The organism is Chryseobacterium subflavum (assembly GCF_055762745.1).
Genome location: NZ_JBVTMR010000005.1, coordinates 140,209 through 158,882, shown reverse-complemented (window position 1 = coordinate 158,882; position 18,674 = coordinate 140,209). Strand labels below are relative to the sequence as shown.

Genomic DNA, 18,674 nt, shown 5'->3' with positions numbered 1-18,674 from the left:
AGGATAAATTTGATTAAAACTTTCTTAAATTAAAATGGAAACCGTTGATTATAGTATTTTTTAAAATAGAATTTTTATGTGTTGGTTTTAAAGGTGGTGAAAGATGGCTTAATTAGGATCCGCATTTTATACAAAAATGTGTTTTTCTATACATGTACCGGTGATTGAAACCTTGTAATTTAAAACCTGACCTTCAAAAAAGGATGTCTTTGTGCTTACAAAACTTTAAACGATCTGAGTGCTTTCTTTAATACTGTTCATCACAAAAATACTTTTTGTCTGCCCGATCCCTTCAATCTCCGAAAGTTTATTCACAAAAAACTCATGAAACTCATCCATATTGGGAGCCAGGATCTTTAGCATAAAATCAAAATCACCACTGATGTTATAAAACTCAACAACTTCTTTTAATTTGCAGACTTCTTCGATGAATTTTGTAGCCATCTTTTTATTATGGGCGTTCAAAGCGATCATACATATGACCATCATCCCTTTATTGACTTTTTTCCGGTCTAAAACAGTGGTATATTCCTTAATAATTCCTGATTTTTCCATACGCTTAATCCGTTCATGGGTGGGTGTCGGACTAAGATTGATGCGTGTGGAAATATCCCTTACACTTAGTTTGGCATCTTTTTGTAGCAAACGCAGGATAGAGAGGTCTTTTTCGTCGAGGGTATATTTTTCGGGTTGCATTTGTTCTGTTTTTTTATGGTAATATTATCTTAAAAGAACATTTGTTCTTTTATTTGTCTTGTATAAATATTTTGTTCCAAATTTAAAACTAAATTTTTACATACGTTCTAATAATTTTAATTTTGCAGGAAATTTGAATAGTATGGGAACAAGAAGAAATTTAATATTAATACTCGCATCGATCGGAACGTTCGTGGAGGCTTTGGATATTGCTATCATTAATCTTACCATTCCTGCTATTCAGAAACAGTTCAATATCGGGGCAGAAACTGTTCAGTGGCTTCAGACCTTGTATGTTTTATTTTTCGGAGGCTTTCTGATTATCGGAGGGAAACTGTCTGATCAGATCGGACGTAAAAAAATGTTCTTACTGGGAGCGTTAATTTTTATGTTGACGTCATTGGGAGCAGGGCTTTCCACTCATTTCGAAATGCTGGCTATATTCAGGGCTTTACAGGGACTTGGAGCGGCATTTATCATGCCGTCAGCATTATCTATCGTAACCCATACTTTTACGGAAAATCAGGAAAGGAATAAAGCATTGGGTGTTTTCAGCTCTTTTGCTGCGATCGGATCTGGAAGCGGTTTGTCAATAGGAGGGATCATCAGTACTTACCTAAGCTGGCATTGGGTTTTCCTGATCAATGTACCTATCCTTTTGCTGACGCTTATTTTTGCTTATCAATATCTTCCGGCAGATGAAAAATCGGAAGGTACGCAGAAAACAGATGCCGTTTCAGGAATATTGCTGGTTTTAGGCCTTTTAAGCCTTACGTATGGAACACACGAGCTTATTCTGATTATGGAACAGCCTTTTTTAGTCATCGGATCAATTGTGGTTGCGGTTATACTTTTAGGTTCTGTAATCTACCGTCTGAGAACCATCAAACAGCCGTTGATTGATCTTAAATTATTCCAACACAGATCACTCATGGCTTCCAATATTGCCTTTTTTACACTGGGTGCATTTTTCATTGGATTTTTATTCCTGATCTCTTTGATGCTTCAGAAAGATATGGAATACAGTGCCGCCTCCGCAGGATTGATGTTGGTTCCTTTCAGTGTTATGTCTGCATTAGTGGCTAAATTTGTATTACCTGCGATTTCCAAAAAGCTGAATCCTGCACAAATGGGAATTTTCGGATGGTCTTTTATGCTGGCAGGAGCTTTATCTCTGTTGGGAGCTATTTATTGGGGACATCCATTAACGATCGTATTATTGGGTGCCGCATGCATATCCGGAATAGGAATGACCTTTTGCTTTACAAGTTTATCCATTCTGGGAATCCGGGATGTGGATGCATCGCATTATGGGATTGCTTCAAGCTTAACGAGCACCAACTATTTTCTGGGAGCAGGAATCGGTCTCTCATTTATGACTTTAATGGGGCAGCTGTTCCCGTCAGATCTGGCAGTTGGCAGTTTAAGTATCATTATTTTATCAGCTTATGCAGTATGTGCACTTGGAATTCTGGTATATTTGATCATCAGGGAACATAAAGTGAAAAGAGAGCAGGTTGCCGTTTTATAAGAAGTGTTTGTACAGATAATAATTATTAAAAAAGAGAAATCATGATAAAGAGACTAACCGTATTTTGTGGATCAAGTTTTGGAAACGAATCGGTTTATGAAGAACAAGCTTATGCGCTTGGAAAGAAGCTTGCGGAAGAGCAGATAGGTTTGGTATATGGCGGTGCGATCAGCGGATTGATGGGAACAGTAGCTAACGGGGTTATGGAAAACAAAGGGGAAGCAATAGGGATACTTCCTCATTTTCTGCAGGGGAAAGAAATTGCCCACCTGGGATTAAGTGAACTCATTCTGGTACAAACAATGCACGAACGTAAAACGAAAATGAACGAATTATCCGATGGGGTAATTGCTCTGCCGGGCGGTTATGGAACACTGGAAGAACTTTTTGAAATGATGACCTGGGCACAGCTTGGGCTGCATCAAAAGCCAATTGCTGTTCTGAATGTCAATGGGTTCTATAATGACCTGTTACAGATGTCTCAGAACATGGTTGATAAAGGTTTTTTAAAAGAAACCAATCAAAAGATGCTGATCGTAGATGACAACATTGATACCCTTTTAATGAAAATGAAGAATTACGAGGCTCCAAATGTTGAAAAATGGATCTCTAAGGATGAGGTGTGATCATAAGTTTTTGATAAAATCACTGGGCCTGTATTGCATGACCGACTGAAAACTGTTGGTGTAGGCTTGCAGGCTTTTATATCCGACCTGAAAAGCAATTTCAGAAATGGTCCATTCATTGGCACTTAGTAATTCCATGCTTTTAATGATGCGAAGTATCTGCTGATACTTGATCAGCGTAAGTCCTGTTTCTTTTTTAAAAATTCTTTCCAGGGACCTGAGTGACAATGAAGCAATATCGCTCAGATCTTCCATTTTAAGATCTTCGGTATAATGGGTATTCAGGTAATTGATCGCCTGCGTTAATCTTTTATCCTGAGGAAGGCTGATGTGAAGCTGAATAGAATCGGCCACAAAGTTACGAAGCTCGTTGTATAATGCTTTTAGGAAAATATTTTCATCGTTATTTTCGGTAGTATTCATCGACCATTTTTCAGCGTACCTGATCATTTCTCTCAATACAGCTGGTACTGAAAATACATGAACCTGATGGTAAAAAGGATCTTCTGTATCAACATCAAAAAACATAATCATCAGCCGAATACTTTCAGAATGAGAATTGGTTTTATGCAAAGCCTTCGGTGGAATCCAGGCCGCATGGTTTTGGGGTAAAAGATACATTTTCCCTTCTACTGTAAGATATTGAAACCCGCTTTCAACATACACAAGCTGTCCTTTTTTCTCATGAGTATGAAGAACATCATCATGCCGCCAGTTATCTTCAAACCAAACAAAATACGGGTTGCTGACATCATCGACATTCAATAGAGGTTTGGAAGACATCATGTCGTTTTAGATTAATATTATGGCAAATGTATGCAAAATAACATGATTAATTTTGCTGTAACAATTTTGATCCTCATTATGAAAAACGAAACAAGAAAAGAAGCATCATATATCCTATTACTAATCAATGTTTTGGTGGTTATTCTGGTATCCAGTAACCTGCGTTCACCTATTACTTCAGTAGGACCGGTACTGAACCAGATCAGCCGGTCTTTACACCTGGATAATTTTCAAAGCAGCCTGCTTACTTCAATACCTTTGCTGATGTTTGCAAGTTGTTCTGTAATCGTAAGCCGGTTTTCACACCGGTTCAGTATCAACAGGTTTTTATTGTACGCATTGGTTATTCTGAGTTTTGGATTATTCTTAAGGGTCTTCGGGTCGGTTTGGACCCTATTTACAGGATCCGTATTTATCGGTTTAGGAATCTGTGTAGGGAATGTAATTACACCCGGTTATATCAAAAATAATTTTCCAAAACAGATCGGGTTAATGACCGGTATTTTTGCAGTGGCAATGAATCTTACTGCGGCCTTGGCTTCGGGATACAGCGTGAGCCTTGGAGAATGGACAGGATATGGATGGCGTGGTTCCCTTGGAATATGGCTGGTGATCGCCCTTTTGGCTTTATTGGTCGTTATTTTGGAGTTATTGTTAAATAAAAACAGCGTACGACAAGCTAACAGCTCAATGGCAAAGTCTGATTTTAACATGTTCAAATCGGCTCAGGCCTGGAATATCAGTATTTTTATGGGATTACAGTCTTTGGTATACTATTCTTTAATTTCCTGGTTGCCTGCTGTTCTTAATGACTATGGAATGAATGGAAATGCTCCGGGTTGGGTATTGTTCGTCATTCAGATTTCCATGATTCCCATTACTTTTGTAGGACCGATCATTGCCAATAAGATGAAAGATCAGCGAATAATGATCATTTTCCTTTGTGTCCTAATGTTTGCAAGTATTGTCATGTTTGCCTTGCTGAAGTCACAATGGATCTATGCGACCGCAATTTTATTGGGGCTATCGAATGGGTTATCATTTAGCTTATCGATCTTATTTTTCTCTTTACGGACAAAATCAAGTGCCAATGCCATTAAAATTTCAGGAATGGCCCAGTCTGTAGGCTATCTGATTGCTGCATTCGGGCCTGCTGTTTTTGGAAAGCTACACGATTGGGATCCGTCTTGGAAATACTCATTTGCTTTTCTTGGAATTTCAGTCATTCTGATGTTTTTCTTCGGAATGAGGGCGGCACAGCGGAAATTTGTTGAAGGTTGAGAATTGTGAGTTGATGGTTTTGTTGTTACTGGATATGCTGCAATGTTGTTATCCGGCAACCTGGATCAAAAATTCTTATAAATCCATTCTTTGGTAGGGTTAAGCCAAATATCTAAAGCTTTAAACAAAAATCCATGCTTCATTCCAGTGTTAAGTTCTATTTCTTTAAATGCCGCTAATTTTGAGTTTTGATATCTTTTCTCGGAAGATAAAGGGACATGGCCCTCATCAGATTTTTCCGTGATGGAAAGTATTTTACCGTATAGTTTGAAACCGGCAATTTTATTTAATGAATCATCCTTGAAGCTCGAGCCGATAATTACAAATTTAAGATCCGGATTTTTAGCATAATAAGAAACATATTGTGCAATATAGCCGCCTTGCGATGTTCCGACTATGCTGATGTTACGGGAAGAAACTCCTTTTCTCTGCAGGCTGTCAATCTGAGCAATGACCTTTCGGGCATAGACTTCCGGATCGGTCTGATCAGCTCTTTTTTCTGAGATCACTACAGTGTTTTTGCTTTTCAGCTTATTCAGGATCGGTGTATATTCAGCAATACCGTATTGCGGATGTTTTTCGGTCAATGAATGCCCCTCAAGAAACTTGTTATGGAGAAAGAAAATATATTGTTTTTGTTGAGCTTTTAAAAAATTTGATGTCAGAAGAAAAGCAAAAAGAATGGCTATGGCTGTTTTCATGGGGTACCCTGCATTAAAGGGATAAAGATAAATATAGTTTTTGATATTGTAGTATTTTTGTTGCTTGCAAACTATGTTATCCTCAATTGAAAAATATGAAAATACAAATCATCAGCGATCTGCACCAGGAATTTGGCTCCACTGAATTATGTTTTGACAGAGCAGATATTGTTGTATTGGCTGGTGATATTAATTTAGGGACTAAAGGTATTGAATGGATTAAGGGTAAGATTCCTGATAAACCTGTTATTTATGTGCTTGGGAACCATGAATATTATAAAGGTTCTTATCCAAAAACATTGAATAAGATAAAAGAAGCAGCAGAGGATTCTACAGTTTTTGTGCTCGAAGATTCTTTTGTAGACTTTGAAGGAGTCAGGTTTCATGGTTGCACATTATGGACAGATTTTTCGATCTTTGGAAATCCGGTAAAGTATGGAATGCTCTGTCAGCCAAGAATGAATGATTACCTTAAAATCCGCAGGGATCCTTCTTATTCAAAATTGAGAACAATTGATACTTTTAAAATTCATCAGCTCTCGAAAATAACATTAAAAGAGAATCTGGAAAATTCAAAAGGATTAAAAAATATTATAGTTACTCATCACGCCCCAAGTATTCAATCAGTTCCTGAAGAATATAAGAATGATCCTTTAACATCAGCGTATGCTTCCGATTTGGAAGATATGATTAAAGAATATGAGCCACTTTATTGGATTCATGGCCATATTCACACGCCTTGCAGATATGTGTTTGAAAAAACTGAAATTATTTGTAATCCGCATGGATATATTGACGAGAAATACAACGGGTATGAGAAAGAGCTGATTATTGAGGTGTAATATTGTAAATGTTGATGTAATACTTAAATAATTTGATAATTTATTTGTAGGTGATTTCACATGAGTAGATAAATTTCAGGTGGAATTGAACCTTGCTTTCTGATTGTTGTCTTACCCCGATCATTATATGGCGGGTGAATAAAGTAAAATGAAACTTGTTACGTCTTTAGATACAACAGGTTTTTAAACTCAACATCATGGATGCAAATATACAAGAGGGTATTATACTGATTCCGGATTTCAATGGATTTACCGAATTTGTATTGAATACGAAATTATACACGGGAGAGTATATTGTAAGACAATTATTATCCATTCTGATCGATGTTAATAACAGGTATTTTGAAATTTCTGAAATTGAAGGGGATGCCATTTTATTTTTCAGATATGATAAAAACCCATCTTTTAAAAAAATCTCCAATATGCTTCGGAATATGCAGAATGCATTTAGCAGAAAAGTAGCTGAGCTCAATGAAGCATTAAGCATTTCCATCGATCTATCGTTAAAATTTATTGTTCATTACGGAAAGTTTTCCCAATATAAAATCGGAAATTTCAGAAAGTTGTATGGAGCACCTGTGGTGGAAGCTCATAAGCTGTTGAAAAACGATTTTGCAAAGCAACCTTCTTATGCCTTATTCAGCAATTCTTTCCTTGAAAGTACAGAGAGCAGCAGTAATTTTTATACTGATGAGGAACAAAACCTGCCTGATGTTGGAGTGATCCATTATTTTGAAGGAATAAAACAGCATATTTAATTTTTTCCTTATAAATGCTATAGGTGTGCCCGGATTAGTCTGGGCATTTTATTTTAATATTGATTGTAATAAGTTGATGGTTTTGGAGGGTTTTATTATACAAAATCTTTGATTTTATATAAAAAGAAAACCTCCCTTTCGGGAGGTCAAAAAACACAAATGATGAAAAAAAAATTATCTACTTTAGAGTGAATTTCACTTTAGTTTTAATGGCATCTGAAGAATTTCCAATCAAGGCTTCAAAATCTCCCGGTTCAGCTACCCAGTCATGTTTATCGGCATCGAAATAGCTTAGTGCTGTTTTGTCAATGCTAATGCTTACTTCTTTCTGCTCTCCGGGATTTAAAAATACTTTTTCAAAACCTTTGAGCTCTTTTGCCGGACGGGGAACAGAGGATTTAAGATCACTGATGTACAATTGAACGACTTCAGCACCTGCTTTCTTACCTGTATTTTTTACCGTTACCGTAAATGTTATCTTATCGTCCTGAGACATCGTCGTTTTATCCGCTTTAGCTTTTCCAAACTCGAAAGTCGTGTAGCTTAGTCCGTGCCCGAAGCTGAATAAAGGTTTGATGTTTTTTGTATCATGCCAACGGTATCCTACGAAAATTCCTTCATTGTAAGTAATGTTGATAGGATTCTTTTGATCTTTTCCTTTTCCTGCTGCCAGTTGATCTTTTTGGCCCGGATATTCCCCTAATTGATGCGCGGAATTGTCTTCCAGCTTAACCGGAAAAGTAAATGGCAATTTTCCTGAAGGGTTTGCGTCGCCTGCTAAGATAGAAGCAATCGAATTTCCTGCTTCAGAACCCAGATACCAAGCTTGAACAATGGTAGGTACTTCTTTGATCCAAGGCATCGCTACCGCATTTCCGGAAACTAAAACAACAGCAAAATTTTTATTGGCTTTTGCCAACGCAGAGATCAGATGATCCTGGTTGTATGGAAGTCCATAGCTTTTACGGTCATTTCCTTCGCTGTCCTGGAAATCACTTTTATTTAATCCTCCAATGAAAATAACAACATCAGATTTTTTTGCCAGCTCTACAGCTTCATTGATTAATTCGGTTTCAGAGCGGGTATCTTTCAGGTCCTGTCCGGATTTTACCCCGTTGTATTCTCCGCCGATATCTCCAACATATCCTCTTGCATACTGCACATCAACCTGCTTTCCGAATCTTTTTTTGATTCCGTCTAAGGGTAATGTTTCATATTTTACTTTTAATGATGAAGAACCACCACCAACAGTCATGATCTTAATCGCATTTTCGCCGATCACTGCTATTTTTTTAGTTTTGGTGAGATCGATTGGTAATACGTTCCCCTGGTTTTTTAATAAAACAATTCCTTCTTCACCGATTTCCTTGGCTACAGCCTGATGTTCAGCGGAAGCAATATTTCCGAAAGGTTTGTTTCGGTTCATTGTTGTTTTATAAGCCAGGTTTAAAAGTCTGCTCACTTTGTCATCCAGTTCTTTAGTTCCTACTTTTCCGGATTTAATAAGGTCCAGATAAGGTTTTGCTAAATAATAGTTATCGTATGCATTTTTTGTTCCTGCCGATAAACCGTTGGTCCAGCTTCCGAATTCAAGATCCAGTCCGTTATGAATCGCCTGTTCGGTATTGTTTACCGCACCCCAGTCTGAAATGACCACTCCTTTATACTTCCATTCTCCTTTCAGGATATCATTTAAAAGGTATTGGTTCTGGCTGGCATACTGGTTTTTATACATATCATAAGCGCCCATGATCGTCCATGAATCCCCTTCGGTTACTGCTGCTTTAAAAGCCGGTAAATAAATTTCATACAGGGCTCTGTCGTCCACGGTAACATTGCTGGTATGGCGGAACATTTCCTGGTTATTTAAGGCAAAATGTTTTACACTCGTTGCCACTCCGTTCGATTGCACTCCCTGGATATAAGGAACTACCATCTTGGACGTCAGGTAAGGGTCTTCCCCCATATATTCAAAGTTTCTTCCGTTGAGTGGAGTTCTGTAAATATTAACTCCGGGTCCGAGAAGGATATCTTTTTTTCTGTATCGGGCTTCTTCTCCTAATGCTTTACCGTAGTTCCATGACATTTTTTTATTCCATGTAGCGGATAAAGCAGTTAATGCCGGATAAGCAATAATTGAATCATTGGTCCAGCCTGCCTGATTCCATTCATCCCACATAACTTCCGGACGTACCCCATGAGGTCCGTCTGTTGTCCAGAATTCAGGAATTCCCAATCTTGGAACACCTGGTGAACTGAACTTTGATTGTGCGTGAAGCATGGCTACTTTTTCCTCCAGTGTCATTCTGGAAAGAGCATCCTTAACACGTTGTTCAACCGGTTTCGATTCATCTAAATAGATCGGGAGGGTAGTATTCTGAGCCATTGAAGAAATTGAAATAAGAGTGAATAAACTTACTATGGCAGTTTTCTTAAACATAAAACCTTTTTTTGATTCGTAACAAAAATAGGAAATTTATTTATTATCTCAAATTGAGATAATGAAAATTTTTAAGAAATAATCAATTATATCAGGTTCTTATCCAAACGAACAAATCACAAAGCTCCCTGTTGTAAGGGTTTTTGCTACTGAAAAAAGATACATGATTTTTTTTCACCCGGAAAGGATAAAAGCTAAAAATTGTAATGCCATAGTAGCAATTGAAAAATTAGGATGTTATATCATCGCTGTATTGTTCAATTGCTATACTATTAAATCAAAATTACCATCCTTTCACAGCACCCCCTTTAAAGATCTCTGCTGCTTTTTTCACCACTTCATCAGACTGGTAAGCTTTTAAAAAGTTTTTTACCTTTTCCTCATCTTTATTGTCATGTCTTGCAACCACTACATTTACATAAGGTGAATCTTTATCTTCTTTAAAAATCCCGGATTTTGTTTCGTCCAATCCTGCCTGTGCCGCAAAATTATTGTTGATGATTGCGATCACCACTTCTTTATCATCCAGCACTCTTGGTAATTGTGGTGCTTCAATTTCCAGGATTTTCAGCTGCTTTGGATTTTCTGTAATATCAGTGACTTTAGGAAGAAGTCCCACCCCTTCTTTTAGTTTTAATAAACCATTTTTCTGTAGTAACAGCAATGAACGCCCTCCGTTCGTCGGGTCATTGGGAATTACAACAGTACTTCCATTCTGTAGCTGACTGATATTTCTAATCTTTTTTGAATAGGCAACTATAGGATAGACAAATGTATTTCCTACAACGGCCAGTTTATACCCTCTTTGTTTGGACTGTTCATTCAGGTATGGAACATGCTGAAAGGCATTGGCATCAATATCACCATTGTTCAAAGCTTCATTTGGAACTACATAGTCATTAAAAGCAACCAGCTCAACTTCAAGGTTGTATTTTTCTTTAGCTACTTTTTTCGCTGTTTCAGCGATCAGTTGCTCTGGTCCTGAGGTAATTCCTACTTTGATGTAATTAGGATCATCTTTTTTAGCTGAATTACATGCATTAAATACCAGCAAACCTGCTGTAAGAAGTCCTAAGATTTTTAATTTCTTCATTATATACTATTTTTTATTTAAAGGCAGAATCGCGAATTGCGGAACTGCAAAATTGTTTAATTGTGGGAGTGGAGTTGTTGGTCGCATTGAATTCCAACACATATTCTCTCCAACTCTTTAGTAAATTTTTAAAGCAAAACTATTTAATTGTGGGAGTGGAGTTACTTTTGGTCCCATTGAACCCATATACTCTCCAACACAAACACGCTCCAACTCTTTATCGGTGATCAAATCTCTTTGCCAGCTTATCTCCAGAAAACTGAATGATAAAAACCAAAGTGACCAAAAGCCCCAAAACAAGGTTCATGATCACAGCATCATAGCCGATGTATCCATACTGATAACCAATTTGTCCCAATCCACCGGCACCAACAGCTCCTCCCATGGCAGAATAGCCTACTAAAGTGATCAGCGTGATGGTTGCATTGTTGATCAGTGAAGGAAGCGCTTCCGGCAGCAGTACTTTTTTGATGATCTGAAGTGGAGTAGCTCCTAAAGCTCTTGCTGTTTCAATAAGTCCGTAAGGGATTTCGAGAAGACTGTTTTCAACCAATCTGGCAATAAACGGTGCCGCTCCTATGCTCAACGGAACCAATGCAGCATTAACTCCAATAGAGGTTCCCACCAAAGCTCTTGTGAAAGGAATCATCCATACAATCAAAATAATGAATGGAATGGATCTGAAAATATTAACCAGGATGGATACAATTCTATTATAGATCTTATTTTCAAGGAGCTGTCCTTTCCTCGTAAGAAACAAAAGAATCCCTACCGGAAGACCTAAAACAAAACCAAAAAAACCGGAAACAAATGTCATATATACTGTTTCCCAAATGCCCTTTGATAAAAGGGAAATTACCGAATCACTAAGCATAGCCCTTTACTGTATTTTGAATTTTATTTTGATTAAAATAATAGATCGCCTTTTGATTTTCTTCGGATTCTCCCTGAAGCTGCAGAAGAAGCTTCCCAAAATTGGAATCTCCCAAATATTCTACATCAGCTTTCAACAGCTTATATGGAATTTTATATTCATCATAGATCTTTGAAAGCAGTTTTTCCACTGTAATATGTTCATTAAGCTCTATTTCCACAAGCGGAAACAGACCGTCTTTTGGCTCTTTTTGCAGCTTTTTGTTAAGCTCCTGAGGTATAGTCATGATGCCTGGGTTTATAAATTGTTTAATAACCGGATGTTCTTTATCCGAAATAATTTCCTGCAGGGTTCCTTTGGTAAGGAGTTTTCCTTTATCAATAACAGCGACGTGGTTACAAATCGACTTGATTACATCCATTTCGTGAGTGATCAATAAAATAGTAATTCCTAATCGTTGATTGATATCGCGTAATAATTGTAAGATCGACTGGGTTGTAGCGGGATCTAATGCACTTGTTGCCTCATCACAAAGCAGAAGGTACGGATCATTAGCTAATGCCCTCGCAATGGCTACTCTTTGTTTTTGTCCTCCGGAAAGGCTTTTAGGATATTCATTGGCTTTTTCTTCAAGCCCTACAATTTTCAAAAGTTCGTTGACTTTATTTTGAATTTCTGACCGGTTCACATGATCCAGTTCCAGTGGCAGCGCTACATTTTCAAAAACAGTCCTTGAAGAAAGCAGATTGAAGTGCTGGAATATCATTCCTATTTTCTTCCGCTCTTTAGCCAGTTCTTTAGATTTTAGCTGAACGAAATCTTTTCCATTGATAATAATCTGTCCCTGGTCGGGCCTTTCCAACAGATTAACAGTTCGTATTAATGTACTTTTTCCGGCTCCTGAAAATCCGATGATTCCGACAATGTCTCCCTGCTCAATACTGAGACTGACATCATCCAGTGCCTTAAAGGCCTGTTTCTTCTTGTGAAAGGTTTTTGAAATGTTCTTGATCTCTATCATTATAGTTTTAATTACTTTGAAATTTTATATGGGCTGATACGGCCTGTTGTTCCTTTTTGCAAATCGCAACACCCTCCTGATCTTTACTTTTGATCGTTTTGAAAGCTTGAAATACTTGGTGATATTGGTAAGCAGGACGCCGGCTAATATAATGGTCAGTCCAAACAGCTGGTTTCCGTTGATGGTCTGATTAGCGATAATCCATCCGGCCAATACCGTTACAATTGGGTTAATATAAGTATGCGTACTTACCAGAGCCGCAGGTTTTACGGATAATAACCAGATATACGAAAGATAAGCGATGATTGATCCGAAGAAAATCAGAAATAAAACTCCCAACCAAGCCGATAACGGAATTGTTGTTAAGGAAAAATTATTCCATTCATTTCTGAAAAATGCAATAACAAAGGAAGCTACTCCTGCGATAATAAGCTGCTGGGCAATATTCATAAAAGTAGACTGACTGGCAGGATTCTTTTTTGAATATAACGATCCTAGAACCCATGCAACCGAACTTAATGCAAGTACAACAAATGCCGTAACCCGAACAGAATCACTGACGGCAGCATGATGAACATTAGCGCTAACACTTCCTTTTAAAAATAAAATCAGTCCGATGAAGCCTATAATAAGTCCAATAGGTATAAACTTATCTGAAAAATAATATTTCCAGTTTTTTTTATCGATAGCAATAAACCAAAACGGTCCCGTTGCTATCGTGATGGCTGCTTCAGAAGCCGTCACATATTGTTCACCCCAGGCCACAAGCCCTGTTCCACCGGTAAGGATGAGAATTCCGGTAATACCGTTTTTTTTCCAGTTACCCAAAGAATTGGCTTTTTCTCCTTTGGCCGACAAATAGCCCAGTATAAGTATTCCGGCAACCAAAAATCTGAAACCTGAAAGGATAAAGGGAGGAAACCCCTGTAATCCGAAAGAAATAGCCAAAAATGTAATCCCCCAGATTACATAAATATTGGTAAATGCTATTGGGATCAACCAATTATTTTTAGAGCTAGTTGTACTCATTGTATGTTTTTTTAATGTTGTTCATGTAAATAAAAAAGGCCTTACAATGTGGTAAGGCCTTATAAAATATGTCATAATAAAAGTAAGGTCAACCACGGCAATGTCGGAACATAGGCATACTGCACTGCATCATCACAGAAGTGATGGCTTGTTTATTTAGCGAATAGGTATGTTTAAATTCCGGTTTCATTTTTTTATTTCCTGAATACGTTTGCAAATATAGAACATAAATTTTTAAAAGTCTACTAAAAAAGTAGACTTTTTATAAAATTAATTTGCTTTAATGTGTATATGTTTGGTTTTTAATTATTTATATGCGTGTTTTAAATTGGGTATACCTGAAATTATTATAAAAACTACCTCAAATCACTTACGAATAGTTAAACAAAATTTTAATACGTCGAGTTTTGGCGTCCTCGGTGAATAGCTTTGCTTTAGAATCAAAGAATAATAAAAATTAAAAGCTATTATTGATTTTTAATGAAAACTTTTAAGAATAAAAAATAATAAAAAACACGTCAGTTTTTGTCGTTACAGCCTGATAGATTTGTAAAAGTTTAAACATTATAAAATCAATAATCAATTGCTGATTGAAATTGATCTGCAGATCTTTTATTCACCTTCAACAAAGCAATACATCCACTAATCACTAAAATTATTATTAATCATGAATACTCTAATGACTTTCCATATTTTTTTGCCCTCATCTTAGAACTGAATAATTGACCGGCTTATAGATCACTTCATTGTAAATGGCGCCTTACAATAAGGATTTAACGGTATTTAGCGTTCAATGAATTCTTGTGATTCAACTTTTGAGAAGTTGTTTCAAACTTAACCTATAAAATAATATCTAATTAAAAACTTATAATATGCCATCATTAGCCTATTTTACATCCCCAGCTCCTGTCCAGACACCTGGACAGTCGTATGGTGCCTCTGGTCCGGATAAGTTTAAAGTCAGCAGTCCCTTTACAGCTACCGGAGATCAGAATGTGTATGCCGTATTGAAGGGAACGATTTTATTACAACAACAAACCGATATCAATAAGGTTAACCTTATATTGCGTCCCCACGATCAAAAAGATACCAAGCTGCCTGTTAAATATATTATTTACAGGGGTTTAAAAACTTCAGAATTTTTAGACAGTACAAATATTTCTGATACTGCTAATAAAGTAAAAACATCTGGTAGTGAATTGCTAACAAAAATGCAGGCCATCCAGGCTCAAAGAGCTGCAGGCACCGCAATCCCGGTAGAAGCATTATTTGGAAATGAGCTCGCTCCAGCATCGACAAAGAATATTGATGAATTCTTCTTTAAAAATCTGGCCCCTTCTTCTCAGCTTTTTACTATTGATTGCGGAACAGACCTCGGTAAATTTACAGATAACGTGAGTATAGAAATTGTTCTTGAGAATCCTGAATTTTTTGTAACAGTAGAACTTGCAAAAAGAGGAAATCACGAATTAGACGTAACCTCTATTTCTGATCCGGTACAAAAAAAATGGATCAAGGATCTGGCGAGGCATTTTGTTGATCCTGCCGCTTTTTACGGATTCCATCACAATATTGATGGCGGAATAGAATATAGATCAAATACTAATGCAAAGTTAGTAGCCAATACGCCAGCTTTAGTTTTTCAAAATATTGTACAGAAATTCTCTACTAAAAATAAAGTATATCTCGATATAAGAAATGAAAACGGATATTCTTATAATTACTACAATAATTATAAAGGAACTGGAACCGATGCTTTTAAGAATATTAAGATTGGACAGTCTGCTGCTTCCATGACCAATAAGGAATATTATACGGATGGTTGGGCGGTCCATATGGTAGCTGTCACTCCCGGAACAACAGCTGAAAATGATGTTTTTCTGGCTTTAAGAGTTAATGATAATGAAAAACCGTTGCTTGCGGGTTGGAATATTCCTCTTACTCCTAATGTGGTAGTAAACCCACCTTTAGGTAATACGACTACTAATAGGGTTTATTTTGCGGACGAAACCAACTTACTGGCTGCTTCTGCTTCCGAATTTACCAATACTGTGTCTTTTAAGATCCCTAATGTGCCTGGTTCTACCGCTGAGCAGATGGCAACGATCATAAAACTAGACTACATTAAACAGATAAGGATAAACGACGGAGTGGATGCTTTTCCTCAACAAAATTCCACCGATTATTTGTTTGGTCCTATCAATATAAGTATTCCCTGGAATAGCCAGGATGGTGTACAATGGATAGGAAGCGATCACTATAAGTATTTTGATGGTTTGAACCAGGGATTTATTTCCGGAACAATGGAAGAAACCATCAGCGCTCTCGACATTTCTTTGAAAACTATTACCATCAATAAAAAAATAGATGCTCAGATTACCAATAAAGTAAACATTGTAAATACTGCAAATACGCAGAATGTGGGAGAATACAGTGTAATTAAAGTGGAGAACCCGACGTTGACAAGTACAAAAATTACAGTCCTTGAAAGCTTTCCATCATCTTTACAGACAGGAGATAAATTAGCATTTGCTATCGAAGCAGCCGTAATCTTTGATTATCAGAATAAAAAAGTTATTGCAAAAAATATCAACCTTTCCAATGTTTCAGCTTTTGGAGCTGGGAAAAAAGTAAAGTTGATGGTTAAAAAATCGGTTGAAACAATTCAAACTATTGTAAGCTCTTCTTTAATCAGTGGAAATACAGAGATTGTTTTAAATAATTTTGATAAACAAGGTTTTGGAAGTGTTATGCTTACAGGAATGGCTGTAGAAACCGATCTTGCTACCGGGCCTAATCCTCCGGATAACGATAATGTATTGTTTTATGCAGTTCCGCAATATTATTTTAAAAATACAGGAGGCAAAAATAATAATGCATTTAACTTCAAGGGAGCAACCAGCAAAAATGAGTCTTTTATTAAAGCCATTCAGAAATTTTCTTCAGACTTTCAGATTGAAAAATATAGCCTGCAACCAACTGCTGGAAATTTTATTGCTACACTAGCTTATAATTCAGCGACAAATGTGCGGGAAAATATTCTCATTTTGGGTCTTAAAAAATCAGAATTTGAAGATCTGAAAACTGCGGCAGCTACACAATTATCTCCCTACCATATTCAGACTTTAAAATTAAAACCTCAGGGAAACCGGCTGAGAGATCAGGATTATGAAGCTTATTATAAATATAATGTTGTAGTAGCGGGTCTTAATAATGCTGGTAATTACGCTGAAACAACAACATTTAAAGAGATTTATTCAAGAGATGGTATGATTTTTACTTCTCCGGAATATGCAAAAAGTGAAACTATTTCAGAACAAAAGGCAAATGAAGCCCTAGATCTGTTTTTAAATCAAAATGATATTTCAAAGCTAAAAAACTATACCTATGAAGAAATGAATATGTTACATAAAAGCTCACAGGTATTTACTATTAATAAAGGATTGTTGGCGAAAAATACAGAATTGACAGGATTAATTTCAGAATTGCGGACTGAACTTAATTTGGTAGCTGAAAATGCAGACGATATTTCTACATTGCTAAAACAAAAAGGAACGGAACTCTACGTCCTTGCCAAGCAAAAAATTAGCGAAGCCAATAAACCCTACACCAATAAGGATGGGATTTTATACCTGGTAAGACTGAAAATGCAGGTTATTATCAAAAATCATCCAAAGATTATTACTAATTTATCATCACAGATAAAAACTTTTGTTGGGCATTTTGAAAAGACCAGTAGAGGGTTACAAGGAGATTCAAAAGCGAATTTTTCCGCATATCCTCAGAATCTGAAAAGAGTATTAATCTCAGGATTCGACCCATTTAATCTAGGGATAGGAAACTATGGTATAGATAAGGATGGAGATCTTTCTAATACGAGTGGGAATATTGCTTTAGCACTAGACGGGAAAGAACTGAAGTCCGGTACTACAGTTAAAGGAATAATCAGATCCGGTATTTTTCCTGTTCGTTGGGAAGACTTTGATAGTAACATTGTTGAGGATTTTTTTGAAAGTTATATCGATTTACCGGATAACGATCCTAATAAACCTCATATGATTATAACAATAAGCTACGGTATTCATTATGATAAGAATATGCCTCATGATTATCATCTTGAAAGATTTGCCTGTAATTGGAGAAGCAATGGTGGAGATAATAATAATTCATCGAAATATTTTTCAACCAATTCTTTCCAGGAAACGACAAGATCAAATTTAGATAATGCGTCTTACATTGTTAATTTACCAAAAGTTCCTCCTGCACCGGGAAGCACAGATGAACGGGATTGGACATTTATCGAATCTACATTACCTTTTGATAAGCTGGAAGTAGGGACTACAGGCAAGATTAAGGTAACGAATTACGATGCTGTGGTAAATCATGGCGGAGCGAAGCTTGCTGGTTCACAAACGGTGAATGGAACAAAATATAATTTTTATTACGGTTTTCTGGAGTGGGAAGTTTTTGGAAAAAATGCTTCAGGTACAGAAGTGAATATTACCGATCAGCTGACAATGGGCATGCCTGCAGGATTATTCCCTCCATTTACACAGCCTACCACTGGTACTATTACTACTTCAAATGGGCAAAAACTTTTTGTTGTAAAAGAAACCCAGAAGTTAGATCTTGACAAGCCATTCTACTATCAGGGGCTTCTTGGCTGCGATAATGTTGAAACAAAATACTTTAAACAATCTAGTTCGAGTTATATTCCTCATCCAACATGGACAAATTATAAACAAAATAACTTAGATTTACTTTATAATGATATAAGAATAGAAGGAAGGGATGGATCAGGCGGAACTTATATGTCCAACGAGATTTTTTATAGGGTTGCTTATTTAAGAAAAAAACATAACAGTAGTATAAAAACGGGACATATTCATATTGGTTTTCTGAAAGATGATCCAAGATGGCTTACTGCAAATCAGAGAAATTTAATGTTAGCCGATATTGAAGAAATGATTAAAAAGTTTAATGATATTATATAAAG

At 36.7% G+C, this 18,674-nt stretch carries 14 protein-coding genes; 6 read left to right on the top strand and 8 right to left on the bottom strand.

Translation table 11 applies throughout. The annotated features are described in order from the left end of the window. Window positions 1–225: 225 nt before the first annotated feature. Entirely contained in the window at window positions 226–696 is a 471-nt protein-coding gene (locus AC0INN_RS19830) for an Lrp/AsnC family transcriptional regulator (protein WP_306614735.1), read from the bottom strand. Between the two features lie 142 nt (window positions 697–838). Between AC0INN_RS19830 and AC0INN_RS19825 the strand changes: the two genes are divergently transcribed. Further along, window positions 839–2,227 (top strand): MFS transporter, encoded by a 1,389-nt coding sequence (locus AC0INN_RS19825; protein ID WP_306614733.1) that lies wholly within the window; start codon window positions 839–841, stop codon window positions 2,225–2,227. Between the two features lie 41 nt (window positions 2,228–2,268). Next, a complete protein-coding gene (locus AC0INN_RS19820; RefSeq protein ID WP_306614731.1) occupies window positions 2,269–2,853 on the top strand; it encodes an LOG family protein in 585 nt (194 codons plus the stop codon). On the opposite strand, the gene AC0INN_RS19815 is transcribed toward AC0INN_RS19820, so the two are convergent. After that, window positions 2,854–3,639 (bottom strand): AraC family transcriptional regulator, encoded by a 786-nt coding sequence (locus tag AC0INN_RS19815; RefSeq protein WP_306614729.1) that lies wholly within the window; start codon window positions 3,637–3,639, stop codon window positions 2,854–2,856. A gap of 78 nt (window positions 3,640–3,717) precedes the next feature. Here AC0INN_RS19815 and AC0INN_RS19810 point away from each other — a divergent pair, with 78 nt between their 5' ends. Then, window positions 3,718–4,920 carry a CynX/NimT family MFS transporter gene (locus AC0INN_RS19810; protein WP_306614727.1) on the top strand — a complete coding sequence of 401 codons (1,203 nt, stop codon included), beginning with the start codon at window positions 3,718–3,720 and terminating at the stop codon, window positions 4,918–4,920. A 65-nt stretch (window positions 4,921–4,985) separates the two neighbouring features. Here the strand turns inward: AC0INN_RS19810 and AC0INN_RS19805 are convergent, their stop codons facing one another. Beyond that, a complete protein-coding gene (locus tag AC0INN_RS19805) occupies window positions 4,986–5,621 on the bottom strand; it encodes an alpha/beta hydrolase (RefSeq protein WP_306614725.1) in 636 nt (211 codons plus the stop codon). Between the two features lie 95 nt (window positions 5,622–5,716). Between AC0INN_RS19805 and AC0INN_RS19800 the strand changes: the two genes are divergently transcribed. Together AC0INN_RS19800 and AC0INN_RS19795 are read left to right on the top strand one after the other, a co-directional pair. After that, window positions 5,717–6,463: a metallophosphoesterase gene (locus AC0INN_RS19800; protein WP_306614723.1), complete on the top strand. Its 747-nt coding sequence runs from the start codon at window positions 5,717–5,719 to the stop codon at window positions 6,461–6,463. A 197-nt stretch (window positions 6,464–6,660) separates the two neighbouring features. Further along, entirely contained in the window at window positions 6,661–7,221 is a 561-nt protein-coding gene (locus AC0INN_RS19795; RefSeq protein ID WP_306614721.1) for a DUF2652 domain-containing protein, read from the top strand. A 178-nt stretch (window positions 7,222–7,399) separates the two neighbouring features. Here AC0INN_RS19795 and AC0INN_RS19790 read toward each other — a convergent pair whose 3' ends face one another. The 5 genes from AC0INN_RS19790 to AC0INN_RS19770 form a co-directional block, all read right to left on the bottom strand. Continuing rightward, window positions 7,400–9,661 (bottom strand): glycoside hydrolase family 3 C-terminal domain-containing protein, encoded by a 2,262-nt coding sequence (locus tag AC0INN_RS19790; RefSeq protein WP_306614719.1) that lies wholly within the window; start codon window positions 9,659–9,661, stop codon window positions 7,400–7,402. Window positions 9,662–9,944: 283 nt separating this feature from the next. Continuing rightward, window positions 9,945–10,754 (bottom strand): methionine ABC transporter substrate-binding lipoprotein MetQ, encoded by an 810-nt coding sequence (gene metQ, locus AC0INN_RS19785; RefSeq protein ID WP_172279313.1) that lies wholly within the window; start codon window positions 10,752–10,754, stop codon window positions 9,945–9,947. 217 nt (window positions 10,755–10,971) lie between these two features. Continuing rightward, window positions 10,972–11,628 (bottom strand): methionine ABC transporter permease MetI, encoded by a 657-nt coding sequence (gene metI / locus AC0INN_RS19780; RefSeq protein ID WP_172279311.1) that lies wholly within the window; start codon window positions 11,626–11,628, stop codon window positions 10,972–10,974. Continuing rightward, on the bottom strand, window positions 11,621–12,649 hold the full coding sequence (locus tag AC0INN_RS19775; RefSeq protein WP_172279309.1) for a methionine ABC transporter ATP-binding protein: 1,029 nt from the start codon (window positions 12,647–12,649) through the stop codon (window positions 11,621–11,623). Before AC0INN_RS19775 ends, metI begins: the two co-directional genes overlap by 8 nt. Before the next feature lie 24 nt (window positions 12,650–12,673). Next, window positions 12,674–13,678 carry an EamA family transporter gene (locus AC0INN_RS19770; RefSeq protein ID WP_273648535.1) on the bottom strand — a complete coding sequence of 335 codons (1,005 nt, stop codon included), beginning with the start codon at window positions 13,676–13,678 and terminating at the stop codon, window positions 12,674–12,676. 872 nt (window positions 13,679–14,550) lie between these two features. Here AC0INN_RS19770 and AC0INN_RS19765 point away from each other — a divergent pair. Beyond that, window positions 14,551–18,672 (top strand): C15 family peptidase, encoded by a 4,122-nt coding sequence (locus AC0INN_RS19765; protein ID WP_273648534.1) that lies wholly within the window; start codon window positions 14,551–14,553, stop codon window positions 18,670–18,672. The last annotated feature ends 2 nt before the right edge of the window (window positions 18,673–18,674 follow it).

Excerpts from the sequence above, each read along its gene's own strand:
- AC0INN_RS19830 (WP_306614735.1), bottom strand. The coding sequence starts at position 696 with ATGCAACCCGAAAAATATACCCTCGACGAAAAAGACCTCTCTATCCTG.
- AC0INN_RS19825 (WP_306614733.1), top strand. The coding sequence starts at position 839 with ATGGGAACAAGAAGAAATTTAATATTAATACTCGCATCGATCGGAACG.
- AC0INN_RS19820 (WP_306614731.1), top strand. The coding sequence starts at position 2,269 with ATGATAAAGAGACTAACCGTATTTTGTGGATCAAGTTTTGGAAACGAA.
- AC0INN_RS19815 (WP_306614729.1), bottom strand. The coding sequence starts at position 3,639 with ATGATGTCTTCCAAACCTCTATTGAATGTCGATGATGTCAGCAACCCG.
- AC0INN_RS19810 (WP_306614727.1), top strand. The coding sequence starts at position 3,718 with ATGAAAAACGAAACAAGAAAAGAAGCATCATATATCCTATTACTAATC.
- AC0INN_RS19805 (WP_306614725.1), bottom strand. The coding sequence starts at position 5,621 with ATGAAAACAGCCATAGCCATTCTTTTTGCTTTTCTTCTGACATCAAAT.
- AC0INN_RS19800 (WP_306614723.1), top strand. The coding sequence starts at position 5,717 with ATGAAAATACAAATCATCAGCGATCTGCACCAGGAATTTGGCTCCACT.
- AC0INN_RS19795 (WP_306614721.1), top strand. The coding sequence starts at position 6,661 with ATGGATGCAAATATACAAGAGGGTATTATACTGATTCCGGATTTCAAT.
- AC0INN_RS19790 (WP_306614719.1), bottom strand. The coding sequence starts at position 9,661 with ATGTTTAAGAAAACTGCCATAGTAAGTTTATTCACTCTTATTTCAATT.
- metQ (WP_172279313.1), bottom strand. The coding sequence starts at position 10,754 with ATGAAGAAATTAAAAATCTTAGGACTTCTTACAGCAGGTTTGCTGGTA.
- metI (WP_172279311.1), bottom strand. The coding sequence starts at position 11,628 with ATGCTTAGTGATTCGGTAATTTCCCTTTTATCAAAGGGCATTTGGGAA.
- AC0INN_RS19775 (WP_172279309.1), bottom strand. The coding sequence starts at position 12,649 with ATGATAGAGATCAAGAACATTTCAAAAACCTTTCACAAGAAGAAACAG.
- AC0INN_RS19770 (WP_273648535.1), bottom strand. The coding sequence starts at position 13,678 with ATGAGTACAACTAGCTCTAAAAATAATTGGTTGATCCCAATAGCATTT.
- AC0INN_RS19765 (WP_273648534.1), top strand. The coding sequence starts at position 14,551 with ATGCCATCATTAGCCTATTTTACATCCCCAGCTCCTGTCCAGACACCT.